The sequence below is a fragment of the Paenibacillus puerhi genome (assembly GCF_009846885.1).
Taxonomy (GTDB): domain Bacteria; phylum Bacillota; class Bacilli; order Paenibacillales; family NBRC-103111; genus Paenibacillus_G; species Paenibacillus_G puerhi.
Genome location: NZ_WUWM01000015.1, coordinates 94,046 through 106,253 on the forward strand (window position 1 = coordinate 94,046; position 12,208 = coordinate 106,253).

The window sequence follows — 12,208 nt, forward strand, 5'->3', positions numbered from 1 at the left end:
GGAATCACGATGCTAGTTCTTTCGCGCAAAAAGGGAGAGTCCCTCATGATCGGCGATCACGTAGAGCTGGTTATACTCTCGACAGAGGGAGAAAACGTCCGTATAGGTATCAAAGCTCCGAAGCACATCGAAGTGTTTCGCAAGGAGATCTACCAATCTATTCAAGAGTCGAATAGGGAAGCATCGAGCCGAACATTAAGTCCTATGAATATAGGACGATTGCTCTCCGGAAAGCCGGATCAGCTCGAAAAATAATTTTGGCGAAGCTATAAACTTATTCCTCCCTGCGTTCGATATATATACATAGAGGCATCGATAGGGCGGCCGACCTAGAAGATGTCACAATATCATCCACATGGACGTGGATATACGAACATTCAGGGAGGAAGTTAAACATGAGAATTAATCACAATATCGCAGCATTGAACACTCACCGTCAATTGACGGGTAACACAGCCCAAGCGAGCAAATCACTGGAAAAATTGTCTTCCGGTTTCCGTATCAACCGTGCAGGTGACGATGCAGCGGGTCTCGCCATTTCCGAGAAAATGCGCGCACAAATCCGCGGTTTGGACATGGCTGCGAAGAACTCGCAAGACGGTATCTCCTTGATCCAAACAGCTGAAGGCGCATTGAATGAAACTCACTCCATCCTTCAACGTATGCGTGAGCTGGCTGACCAGTCCGCTAACGGAACGAACACAGCAGAAGATCGCAAAAACCTTCAAGATGAAATCGTTCAGTTGAAAGCAGAAGTTGACCGTATCGGTAATACTACTGAATTTAACACCCAAAAGCTGCTTAATGGTAATCTTAACGGCGCTGGTGGTACTGCAGGAACAGACAGCTTGTCTGGAGCGGCAATCTTCAAATCTACTAAGGGTAATTTAGTAGGAGCAGATGCTTCTGGCATAGACACTTCAGCTGCAGGCGCTATTGATTATACAAAAACGGATGCGTTAATTGTTGATGGCAAGAAAATTGATATTCAGTGGAATAAATATCTGACTGATGAAGATAAAGGTAAGTTGCAAAAGGATTGGGCTACTGGTACAGCCATGTCCGAAGACGAGACCAATGCGATCGCAAAAATTTTAGAAAAAGCAATCAACTCGGCTATTGACGATTCTGGCACGGGCGTCGAGCATATTAAAGTGCTTCGCGAAGCAGATGGTCAATTTAAATTCGAAAGCGGAACACGTGGAAGCAACTCGCGCGTCGAGTTGTACGTGGGTGATGATGGTACGGCTAGATTGGCTGATGGGTCTGTTGCCGAAGGAACAGCTTCTGTCTTAGACTTCTTTGGTGGTGCTGAGGTAGAAATGGTTGGCGTGGCTACTTCTACACATGGCCAGTACCAAACGTTGGAAGCTGTAACTAACGGTACGGACAAGTTCCGTGTTGTCATCAACGGACATGCTATGGAAGTTGACCCTACTACAGTAAACGCAGGTTCCGAAGTTAAAGACTTAGCTGCTAGTCTGCAAACTGATATTAATGCAAAAATTGATGCTTATAATGCAGCTGCAGGTTATACAACGGATGATACAAAAATTAAGCATGTTGAAATACAAGAAAGAAACGGCCGTTTGGTTATTACAAGCCCTAGTGGACCAGTGGAGTTGGAGGAAGTTTCCGCTGCTGGAACAACGTTAGAGAAGATCGGTATGGACTCCACCGCTCGTGAGAGTGCTGGCAACGGCGCAATGACTTTCCAAATTGGTGCTAACAAAGGGCAGACAATTTCCTTTAACATCGGAGATATGAGAACGAGTGCACTCGGTATTAGCGGACTTGATATTTCCAGTAAACAAGGAGCTTCTGAAGCTCTTACTAAGCTGGACAATGCTATCAAAAAAGTGTCCTCCGAGCGTTCCAAAATGGGTGCTGTTCAAAACCGTCTGGAGCACACAATCAACAACCTTCAAACCGCTTCTGAGAACTTGACGGCTGCTGAATCCCGTATCCGTGACGTAGACATGGCGAAAGAAATGATGGACTTCACGAAGAACAACATCCTTTCCCAAGCTGCTCAAGCGATGCTGGCTCAAGCTAACCAACAGCCACAAGGTGTTCTGCAATTGCTTCGTTAATTTTAATTCCCCGAAAGGCTCTAGGTTATCTAGAGCCTTTTTTTCTTTTTTCATATAAAAAAGAACCAACTCCCCTAAAATCCACCTAATAATTAGGAACATAAATCCCGATATACTTTATATAAGAATGAGATACGGAGGTCGTGCCATGAGCGGAAATTTGCCAATATCCACGAGTGGGTATGGTGTTGATCGAGTTCCAACCATCGAGGGGGGAGCCAGACCAAGAGAATCTTATACCGATACCGGGAGTACTACGTCCCCTTCGGTCAGCGGCATTGCTAACTCGGCCGATCTGAAGCTCGCTGAGCTTCGGGGGGAAAAGTACACGATTAGCGATGAGCAGCTAATCAAGGCTATTGAGAGAGCCGTAAAGGCCATGCAGGGAAAAGCAACCTCACTGGAGTTTTCCGTACACAAGAAAACCAATCTTATCTCTGTCAAGGTGCTGGATAAAGAAACAGGCGATGTGATTCGGGAGATTCCGCCTGAGAAGACGCTTGATCTAGTCGCCAATCTTTGGCGGATGGCCGGTATTATGGTGGACGAACGGGGTTAATGCAATCTTACAATTAAGGGAGGGATCTAACACTTATGGTTATGAGAATCAGTGGTCTCGCTTCCGGGTTCGATACGGAGAATACGATAGCCAAGTTAATGCAAGCTGCCCGTATACCTTTGGACAAGCTCAGACAATCCAAGCAAACGCTCGATTGGCGAAGAGACGAATATCGGACCATTAATAATAAAGTACTTGAGTTCCGCAACTTGGCTTTCAATATGAAGCTCCAGTCTACGTATCAAAGCAAAAAAGTATCCGCTGCTAATGAAAGTGTCGTTTCTGTGACCGGCACAGCTTCTGCGAATGAAGGGAATTACACATTCGCCGTGAAATCATTGGCTCAGTCGGCTTCCCTGACTTCAGCAGCAACATTGGGAGCAGACGCAGGGGAACAAACAAAGCTGGATAAGTTAGGAATCACGGACGGGACTGCTTTAACGATAGGCGGGGAGAAGGGGAAAACGACCGTAACCCTTCAGTCCGGAGACAGTATCGGGGAGATGGTCGCGAAAATCAATGCAAAATCGACCCTAACTGGCGTGAAGGCAACCTATGATGCAAATTTAGACAGACTCTTCTTCGTATCCTCGAGTACGGGCGAGCAATCCAATATTGAGCTAAAGATGTATGGAAGCGGTACTGGACTAAAAGATGCTTTTAAACTTGATACGGCGGGCGCAGGAAGCGATCCGACAACAACCCTCGTTGGAAATGGGTCAAAAATGTTTACGTCCACGACAGATGTAATTAACAAGGATCTGACAGCTGCCAAGAAATTAAAATTAAATATAAATGGAACGGCCGCCGAATATGAAATCACTAGCACGACCACAGTGGGGCAATTGTTAGACAAGATCAATGCGGATCATGGGAGTAAAGGAATAACCGCACATTTAAAAGACGGAAAGATTTCCTTTATTAATGAGAAGGCGGGAACGACTACTTTAGACATTGCCTCAGATAATGATGCAGGCCTGTTAACGAGTCTTGGTCTGGATAGTACAACAAGTACCCCAGTCACGGATTATTCAACAATTAAGATAACTGGCCAAAACGCCGAGGTGTTTTTCAATGGAGTAAAGGCTTCATATGCGACCAATACGATGACGATTGGGGGCATGACCTTTACTGCAAAAACAGAAAGTGCGAAGAGCGCCACATATTCAGAGGCAGATGCGGATAAAGCGAGCTCCTACGAACAAACGAAGGTCACGGTTTCCCAAGATGTGGATACCGTCTTTAAGACCATTAAAGATTTTGTAGACAAGTACAACGAGTTGATCGATACGGTAAATAATAAGATATCTGAAAAAAGATACCGCGATTTTGCACCTCTGACTGATGAGCAAAAAGCTGAAATGAAAGAAGAAGATATAAAGAAGTGGGAAGAAAAAGCGAAAAGCGGTATGCTGCGAAGCGATATGATTTTAAACCGAGGGCTGACCAACTTTCGTTCGGCTGTCTCGCAAGTCATGTCGGATCTGCCTAGCGGGCAGCTGAAAAGCTTGGCAGAAGTCGGTATTTCGACCAGTATTCTTATTGGAAATACGGTATCGGGCAGCTATCTGGAAAAGGGCAAGCTCTACATTGACGAGGATAAGCTCAAAAAGGCTTTGGCCGAAAAACCGGATGAGGTCATGGCTTTATTCACTAAAGACGATGGTAATAAAGAAACTTCGACGGGTGACGGCTTTGCTACAAGAATGTATGAGAAAGCCAGTGCCCTGTTTACGGATATTACGAACAAGGCCGGGGTACTGAACAGTGTTGAAGAGAAATATCTCATCGGTAAGGAAACAAAGCGGATTAACGAGCGCATTGATCGTATGATAACCAAAATGGAAGATCTTGAAACTCGTTACTACAAGCAATTCACGGCCATGGAAACCTATCTTAATAGAATGAATGCTCAAAGCAACTGGTTATCCCAGCAATTCAGTTCAGGGGGTTAATACTTATGATCCAATCACAGCGCAATAAATACCTCGAGACGACAGTTCAGACAGCAACGCCCGCGCAACTTCTCATCATGCTGTGTGATGGAGCTATACGATTCAGCCGACTCGCTATAGAGGCACTGAAAAGTAAAAACTACCAGGAAGCGAACTCAAATTTGGTTAAGGTGCAGGATATCATTAGCGAATTTTCGATTACGCTGGATCGAACCTCCCCTCTCTCGGATAATCTGCTCCGATTATATGAGTATTTCACTCATCGATTGATGGAGGCCAATGTGAAAAAGTCGGTTGAGCCAGCAGAAGAAGTACTAGGCTACTTGGTTGAATTGAAGGAAACATGGATTCAAGCCGCCAAACAAATGAACCACACCTCTGCTGCAGGAGCAACGTATGCTTAAGGCGTTGGAGCAGCTTGAAGCTTTATCTATGGAACTGATGGAATTTATCGATGAAGCGGACATGGAAGACATAGAGAATTACATGAATCAGAGGGAAGTTTATTTTCAGGAGCTTCAATCCATGAATGCTGTTGATTGGTCACCGCATCTGGAGCAGGTGAAGTTAATTCAGGAAATGGACCGGCACATCACAAAAAGAATGCAGGAGTTGAAGTCTGAGGCTTCCGCGGAAATTAATAAATTTCAAAATGCCAAGAAAAATAAATCGGCATATGAGTCCGCGTATCAAGATACAAACTCCAGTTATTTCTTCGATAGCCGAAAATGAAGTAGAAAGGCTCTTGTTCCGCTTATGGCATGCTGCCATGGGGACAAGGGCTTCTTCGCTTTCCACACCCATCTGTGGACAATGTGGATAACTTTGTTGATAACTTTGCGGAAAATGTCGGAAAACCGCGACAGGACAGGCTTTTTCGATGTGAATATTTTATTAACGGGATGTTAATACTCGAATTTTCTAAATATTTTGCTAACATGTGGATGGTGGATTGACAGCGGTTACCTGACGGTGATATATTCGAAATGTAGGCAGAAGCTTGCAGTTATTTGAAGATGAAGGGAATGTTATGCATGCAAGGTAAAGTGAAATGGTTTAACGCAGAAAAAGGCTATGGTTTCATTGAGCGCGAAGACGGTGGCGATGTATTCGTTCACTTCTCAGCGATCCAAACGGATGGATTCAAGACTTTGGAAGAAGGCCAATCCGTTGAGTTTGACATCGTAGAGGGCGCACGCGGTCCTCAAGCGGCTAACGTCGTCAAGTTGTAATCATCCCCGCCTTCATGGGCGGCTCGTATAGATGGTTATGGTTTTGAGTGAATGTGGCAGCGATAACCAACACCCTGGGCGATCCGGGGTGTTTTTTTGTTTGCTCTGACCTTGTCTCAAATTGTACAAATATTTTGTGAATTTACTTTGTCGATTGTGAAGGATTTTTGAAGGTCGAGGAGGAATATAGTATACTGTAGGTATGAAAGGAGGAGTTGTACATGAAATTCAATATCCGTGGCGAGAACATCGAAGTAACCGAGGCTTTGAGAGACCATGTTGAGAAGAAGCTGAGCAGGCTGGAAAGGTACATTGAAGCTCCCCCTACATCTGAAGTATATGTAACGCTAAGTGTTCTTAAGGGTCTGCAAACCGTAGAGGTCACCGTACCTCTTCCAGCTTTCATGCTGCGTGCGGAGGAGAAGCATTCCGATCTGTATGCGGCGGTCGACCTCGTGGTAGACAAGCTGGAGCGTCAAATCCGCAAGGCCAAGACGAAGGCTAACCGCAAGGTTAGGCAGGAGGGCGGTCTGAAGGATTTGTTCGTGACAGACTCCGGCAATTCTTACGCTTATGAGGAGGATGAAGACGAGTTCGAGCTTGTGCGTACGAAGAAGTTCACGCTGAAGCCGATGGATATTGATGAGGCCATTTTGCAAATGAACATGGTCGGGCATAATTTCTTCGTGTTTGCGAACTCCGATACCTCTCAAGTGAATGTCGTTTACAAGCGTGATGACGGCAAGTATGGTCTGATCGAGCCGGCACGCTGATTCCTCCGAATTCCAATTAAGATATAACCTAGAGCTTGTCCGCGGCGCCTTCTGCGTCCGGGTAAGCTCTTTTAGCATTTTGCAAGTGAAACTTTTTTGGTTGCCAAGCGTCTGTATGCATAGATAACATTCGAACGACGCAAGAAGATCGAGTGACGGCACCCGCACATCGGAAGGCGTTGGAATACTAAGGAAATGGTGCCTAATTCCAGCGTTTGGTTGCGGGATATGTCGCAAAAATGATACAATTTAATTTAGGGATTATCGTTCGATAAAGGAAGGGGTTTAGCAGCATGCTAGGACTCGTTAAGAAGCTTTTTGGCGATCAAAATGAACGTGAACTGAAACGGATGTGGAAGGCCGTTGAGTATATCAATTCGCTGGAGTCGGGTATCGAGGTATTGTCGGACGACCAGCTGAAAGGAAAGACGGTAGAGTTCCGCGGACGGTTGGAAAAAGGCGAGGAGCTTGATGACTTGCTGCCGGAAGCATTTGCAGTCGTACGGGAAGCTTCGAAGCGGGTGCTCGGCAAGCGTCATTATGATGTACAGCTGATCGGGGGCATGACGCTCCACGAGGGCCGGATTGCCGAGATGCGCACGGGTGAGGGTAAAACCCTCGTCGGTACGCTTCCGGTCTACCTGAACGCGCTGACAGGCAAAGGCGTCCACGTAGTTACCGTCAACGATTACCTGGCGGCACGGGACAGCGAAGAGATGGGAAGAATATACGAGTTTCTGGGGATGAGCGTCGGGGTTAACCTTCCGAATTTGTCCCATCCGGACAAGCAGGCCGCTTATGCCTGTGATATCACGTACGGAACGAACAACGAGTTCGGCTTCGACTATTTGCGCGATAACATGGTTGTATACAAAGAACAGATGGTACAGAAGCCGCTGTACTTTGCCGTTATTGACGAGGTGGACTCGATTCTGGTCGATGAGGCGCGGACGCCGCTTATTATCTCCGGACAAGCAGCCAAGTCAACAGACATGTACTATAAAGCCGACCACTTCGTGAGCAAGCTGACGGAGGAAGAAGATTACACGATCGATGTGAAGCTTCGCGCCGTAGCGCTGACGGAAGAGGGCGTGGCCAAGGCGGAGAAGGCATTCGGCGTCGAGAATCTGTTTGACCATGAGAACGTCACGCTGAATCACCATATCCAGCAGGCGCTGAAAGCCCATGTCATTATGCGCCTCGATGTGGATTACGTCGTTCAGGAAGGCGAAATCGTCATCGTAGACGAATTCACCGGACGTCTGATGGTAGGCCGTCGTTACAGCGAGGGCTTGCACCAGGCCATCGAAGCGAAGGAAAAGCTGCAGGTGCAAAATGAGTCGATGACGCTCGCTACGATCACGCTGCAGAACTACTTCAGAATGTACCGCAAGCTGTCCGGTATGACAGGGACGGCCAAGACGGAAGAAGAAGAGCTGAAGAAAATTTACGGGCTTGACGTTATCGTCGTTCCGACGAACCGCCCGATGATCCGTAAAGATATTCCCGATGTGGTGTATAAGTCGGTAGGAAGCAAGTTCCGCGCCGTCGTCAATGAGATTGTAGAACGCCATAAGCTGAATCAGCCGGTATTGGTCGGCACCGTATCGATCGAGAATTCGGAGCGTTTATCCGAGATGCTGAAGAAGAAAGGCGTCACGCATAAAGTCCTCAATGCCAAGTACCATGCGGAGGAAGCCGAGATCGTCTCCCGCGCCGGTCAGCCAGGTGCGGTAACGATCGCAACGAACATGGCAGGCCGCGGTACGGATATTACGCTGGGTGATGGAGTAGCAGAGGTCGGCGGGCTGCATATTATAGGTACGGAGCGTCACGAGAGCCGCCGGATCGATAACCAGCTTCGCGGCCGTGCAGGACGTCAGGGCGACCCGGGTTCGTCGCAATTCTACCTGTCGCTTGAGGATGAGCTGATGCGCAGATTCGGCGCGGAGAACATCATGGGCATGATGGACCGGCTTGGCTTCGAAGAGGATCAGCCGATCGAGAGCAAGCTGATCTCTCGCGCTATCGAGTCCGCTCAGAAGCGGGTAGAAGGCAACAACTTCGATGTCCGGAAGGTCGTTCTGCAGTATGATGATGTGATGAATCAGCAGCGCGAGATTATTTACAAGCAGCGCCGCGAGGTTATCGAGTCCGAGAATATTCGGGATATCGTGCTTGGTATGATATTGCCTGTGGTAGATCGCATCGTCGAAGCGCATTGTCCTGCCGATCTGGTGCCGGAAGAATGGGATCTTCAGGCGATTATCGATTATGCCAACGGTACGTTCCTGCATGAGGGCCAACTGACGGCTGAAGAGCTATGGGGCAAGGAGAAGGAAGAGATTGCCGAGCAGATGAAGGATTTGCTCACTCGCTTGTACGAAGAGCGGGAGCAGCAGATCGGCGAGGAATTTTTCCGGGAGTTCGAGAAGGTTGTCGTGCTTCGCGCGGTAGACAGCAAGTGGATGGATCATATCGATGCGATGGACCAGCTTCGTCAAGGTATCCATCTTCGTGCTTATGGCGGTACGGATCCGCTGCGTGAATACCAGTTCGAAGGCTACGAGATGTTCCAGGAGATGATCCAAAGCATCCAAGAAGAAGTGTCCACTTATGTCATGAAGGCACATGTGGAGACGAATCTGGTGCGTGAAGCCGTCGTCGATGAGCATGAGATGGCTACGAACGCAGAGCCTGCGGTGAAGAAGCCAACGGTGAACAAACAGGATGTAATCGGCCGCAATGACTTATGTCCATGCGGAAGCGGCAAGAAATACAAGCAATGTCACGGCGCATAAGCTAAAGCTTATTTAAGCGGCCGCAGATAGGCAAGAGGGAGGTCGGGGCTTTGCTCCGGTCTCCTTTTTCCTCGAGTGGACGCAATGGACATTAGAAGCTCACGGGTTTTGGATAAACTAAACGAATGAAGAGGTGCAGAATATGTTAGAACCGGATGTAAAGCGTGATTTGCAAGAAACGGCCAAGCGGTTGGCCGAGCTTAGGGGGTCTCTTTGACTTAGACCTGAAGCTGGAACAAATAGCGGATTATGAAGAAAAAATGTCGGCCCCCGACTTCTGGGACGATAATGAAAAGGCACAGAAGCTGATCGCCGATATGAATGCGATAAAAGGCGGCGTCGAGCAATTTCAAAAGCTGGAATCGGAATTTGAAGACCTGGAAGTCATGGTCGAACTGATGGCCGAGGAGCAGGACGAGAGCATGTCCGGCGATATCGAGTCAGGTCTGGCGGCGCTCGTTCGGAAGCTGGAAACGTTCGAGCTGCAGCTTCTGCTGAATCAGCCGTACGACCGGCTGGATGCGATCCTGGAGCTGCATCCCGGTGCAGGAGGTACGGAATCGCAGGACTGGGCGGAGATGCTGCTGCGCATGTACCGGCGCTGGGCGGAGAAGCATGACTTCAAGGTCGAGGTGCTGGATTATTTGCCCGGAGACGAGGCGGGGGTGAAAAGTGTGACCTTGTCGATCAAAGGCTACAACGCCTACGGGTATCTGAAAGCGGAGAAGGGCGTTCACCGGCTGGTCAGGATATCCCCCTTCGATGCTTCGGGACGCCGTCATACGTCCTTCGTCTCCTGCGATGTCATGCCGGAGATTGACGATGATGTAGAGGTCGATATCCGAACGGAGGATCTAAAGATCGATACGTACCGGTCGTCCGGAGCGGGCGGGCAGCATATCAACACCACCGACTCGGCTGTTCGGATCACGCATATGCCGACGGGAGTTGTCGTCAGCTGTCAGACGCAGCGCTCGCAGATCAAGAACCGCGAGCAGGCGATGAAGATGCTGCGCTCCAAGCTGTACGAGAAGAAGATCGAAGAGCAGCAGAAGCAGCTAGCCGAGATCCGCGGCGAAGTATCGGACATTGCCTGGGGCAGCCAAATTCGTTCCTACGTGTTCCATCCGTATAGCATGGTGAAGGATCATCGGACGCTGGAGGAGACGGGAAATATCGGGGCTGTGATGGATGGCGATCTGGACCCATTCATCGATGCGTACCTGCGTCAACAAATCAACAAGCCATCCAAGGAAAACTAAACCAACCTACAGAAGATGGAGATCTGGCCAGTATACCTGCACGAACGGCGAATCGCGTTCCATCGGCAATCCTGTCCTTCCCGGGTAAGATGGCCGGACGTGATTGGACGGTTGTGCGGGTTTTTGGCTTGGAGACGGGGTGACGGGCTTGGAAAGTCGAAGCGATCGGAAGAAGGGAAAGAAGCAGAAGCGCGAAGCGGAACGCGATCCCGCGTCTCCCGCAGCCTGGAGCCAGACTGTACCAGTGGCCTCTTTCCCTAGGGGAAAAGGGGAGGGACGAGTGGTTAACCCGGCAAGCGCGCCGAAAACGGAGGAACAGGAACCGGCTGCTGGGCGTCGAGGCGAGGAGCCGGCAAGCGACGTGGCCCTAGTAACCGCCGCATCCGGCCTCTCGAGGGCACGTGGAAAACAGGTCAGGGGAGGAGCCCCTGCAGGAGAACCGGTCAAGCGCAACCGCCGCCGTACGAGGAGCCATCTGGATAGTCCTTGGTATCGCATAATGGAGTATATCCTGCTTGTGATCGGGTCTCTGTTGATCGCCCTCAGCTTTAACTTGTTTTTTTATCCGAACCAGCTGGCTTCCGGTGGAGTATCCGGGATCAGTATCATTATAGATACTTTGTTCGGGATTGAACCGGCGCTTACGCAATGGGCCTTCAATATTCCGCTGTTCTTCGCCGGTCTATGGCTGATCGGTCGGAATTTTGGGATCAAGACGGCCATCGGCTCCGTGCTGCTGCCTCTGCTCGTGCTGTTGACTCGGGGGATGCCCAGCTTGACCGAAAATATTTTGCTCGCCAGTGTTTATGGAGGTATTCTCCTCGGGATCGGGATCGGATTGGTCTATCGCGGACGCGGATCTACGGGCGGCTTTTCGGTAGCGGCGCAGATTTTGCACAAGTATACGGGAATCGGCTTTGGTTTATGCGTGGCCTTGCTGGACGGGCTTGTTATTTTGACAGCCGGGGTGTTTATTTCTCCGGAGAAGGCGATGTATGCGCTCATCGGGTTGTTCGTCACAAGCAAGACGATCAATGTAGTCCAAATTGGCCTTAGCTACTCCAAGGTGGCGTTTATCATCTCTGATTCCGTCGAGGAGATCCGCGAAGCCATTCTGCATGAGCTGGACCGGGGCCTAACGAAGCTGCAGGCAACAGGCGGTTATACGGGGGAAGAGCGGACGGTGCTGATGGTCGTGGTCGGACAGACCGAGGTTACGCGCCTGAAGGAGCTGGTGCGCTCGGTTGATCGGAAGGCCTTCGTTATTCTGAGCGATACGAACGAGGTGCTGGGCGAAGGCTTCAAGCTGGCCGGTCCATCGTGACGTGAGAAGGGAAGCGGCGGGCGGCCGGAGAGACTGCAAGGAAGGCGCTTGCCTGACGGAGTCTGCTGAGTTACGATGGACAAGCCGGCATAAGCGAGTACGCGCTATAGAAATAAAAAGCGGAAATGAACGCGGGTATCGGGTAAAATACCGATTGAATTATTATACCTAGGAATGTATAATAATACATAGTTTTCATGTGGAGGGAC

11 protein-coding genes are annotated in these 12,208 nt (G+C 49.3%); all 11 read left to right on the top strand.

The annotated features are described in order from the left end of the window. The first annotated feature begins 9 nt into the window (after nucleotides 1-9). The 11 genes from csrA (at nucleotide 10) to GSF01_RS15220 (ending at nucleotide 11,999) form a co-directional block, all read left to right on the top strand. On the top strand, nucleotides 10-255 hold the full coding sequence (gene csrA / locus GSF01_RS15170; RefSeq protein WP_159885437.1) for a carbon storage regulator CsrA: 246 nt from the start codon (nucleotides 10-12) through the stop codon (nucleotides 253-255). Between the two features lie 140 nt (nucleotides 256-395). After that, nucleotides 396-2,093: a flagellin N-terminal helical domain-containing protein gene (locus GSF01_RS15175; RefSeq protein ID WP_159885438.1), complete on the top strand. Its 1,698-nt coding sequence runs from the start codon at nucleotides 396-398 to the stop codon at nucleotides 2,091-2,093. A gap of 148 nt (nucleotides 2,094-2,241) precedes the next feature. Next, entirely contained in the window at nucleotides 2,242-2,652 is a 411-nt protein-coding gene (locus tag GSF01_RS15180) for a flagellar protein FlaG (RefSeq protein ID WP_159885439.1), read from the top strand. Nucleotides 2,653-2,687: 35 nt separating this feature from the next. Next, on the top strand, nucleotides 2,688-4,607 hold the full coding sequence (gene fliD, locus GSF01_RS15185) for a flagellar filament capping protein FliD (protein WP_159885440.1): 1,920 nt from the start codon (nucleotides 2,688-2,690) through the stop codon (nucleotides 4,605-4,607). A 5-nt stretch (nucleotides 4,608-4,612) separates the two neighbouring features. Then, the gene (fliS, locus tag GSF01_RS15190) at nucleotides 4,613-5,011 is read left to right on the top strand and encodes a flagellar export chaperone FliS (RefSeq protein WP_159885441.1); all 399 of its coding nucleotides are present in this window, start codon (nucleotides 4,613-4,615) and stop codon (nucleotides 5,009-5,011) included. Beyond that, complete coding sequence (locus GSF01_RS15195) at nucleotides 5,004-5,339, top strand: hypothetical protein (RefSeq protein ID WP_159885442.1); 336 nt, start codon at nucleotides 5,004-5,006, stop codon at nucleotides 5,337-5,339. The genes fliS and GSF01_RS15195 overlap by 8 nt, the downstream gene beginning before the upstream one ends. 302 nt (nucleotides 5,340-5,641) lie before the next feature. Continuing rightward, nucleotides 5,642-5,839 (top strand): cold shock domain-containing protein, encoded by a 198-nt coding sequence (locus GSF01_RS15200; RefSeq protein ID WP_010496818.1) that lies wholly within the window; start codon nucleotides 5,642-5,644, stop codon nucleotides 5,837-5,839. Between the two features lie 221 nt (nucleotides 5,840-6,060). Continuing rightward, the gene (gene hpf / locus GSF01_RS15205; protein ID WP_159885444.1) at nucleotides 6,061-6,612 is read left to right on the top strand and encodes a ribosome hibernation-promoting factor, HPF/YfiA family; all 552 of its coding nucleotides are present in this window, start codon (nucleotides 6,061-6,063) and stop codon (nucleotides 6,610-6,612) included. A gap of 293 nt (nucleotides 6,613-6,905) precedes the next feature. Further along, nucleotides 6,906-9,413 (top strand): preprotein translocase subunit SecA, encoded by a 2,508-nt coding sequence (secA, locus tag GSF01_RS15210; protein ID WP_159885446.1) that lies wholly within the window; start codon nucleotides 6,906-6,908, stop codon nucleotides 9,411-9,413. Nucleotides 9,414-9,555: 142 nt separating this feature from the next. Next, a protein-coding gene (gene prfB, locus GSF01_RS15215) for a peptide chain release factor 2 (RefSeq protein WP_159885448.1) occupies nucleotides 9,556-10,675 on the top strand; the annotation gives its coding sequence in 2 pieces (ribosomal slippage) (nucleotides 9,556-9,627 and nucleotides 9,629-10,675; 1,119 coding nt in all). A 499-nt stretch (nucleotides 10,676-11,174) separates the two neighbouring features. Further along, nucleotides 11,175-11,999, top strand: a complete 825-nt coding sequence (locus GSF01_RS15220; RefSeq protein ID WP_159885559.1) for a YitT family protein — start codon at nucleotides 11,175-11,177, stop codon at nucleotides 11,997-11,999. Nucleotides 12,000-12,208 lie beyond the last annotated feature (209 nt).

Excerpts from the sequence above, each read along its gene's own strand:
- csrA (WP_159885437.1), top strand. The coding sequence starts at position 10 with ATGCTAGTTCTTTCGCGCAAAAAGGGAGAGTCCCTCATGATCGGCGAT.
- GSF01_RS15175 (WP_159885438.1), top strand. The coding sequence starts at position 396 with ATGAGAATTAATCACAATATCGCAGCATTGAACACTCACCGTCAATTG.
- GSF01_RS15180 (WP_159885439.1), top strand. The coding sequence starts at position 2,242 with ATGAGCGGAAATTTGCCAATATCCACGAGTGGGTATGGTGTTGATCGA.
- fliD (WP_159885440.1), top strand. The coding sequence starts at position 2,688 with ATGGTTATGAGAATCAGTGGTCTCGCTTCCGGGTTCGATACGGAGAAT.
- fliS (WP_159885441.1), top strand. The coding sequence starts at position 4,613 with ATGATCCAATCACAGCGCAATAAATACCTCGAGACGACAGTTCAGACA.
- GSF01_RS15195 (WP_159885442.1), top strand. The coding sequence starts at position 5,004 with ATGCTTAAGGCGTTGGAGCAGCTTGAAGCTTTATCTATGGAACTGATG.
- GSF01_RS15200 (WP_010496818.1), top strand. The coding sequence starts at position 5,642 with ATGCAAGGTAAAGTGAAATGGTTTAACGCAGAAAAAGGCTATGGTTTC.
- hpf (WP_159885444.1), top strand. The coding sequence starts at position 6,061 with ATGAAATTCAATATCCGTGGCGAGAACATCGAAGTAACCGAGGCTTTG.
- secA (WP_159885446.1), top strand. The coding sequence starts at position 6,906 with ATGCTAGGACTCGTTAAGAAGCTTTTTGGCGATCAAAATGAACGTGAA.
- GSF01_RS15220 (WP_159885559.1), top strand. The coding sequence starts at position 11,175 with ATGGAGTATATCCTGCTTGTGATCGGGTCTCTGTTGATCGCCCTCAGC.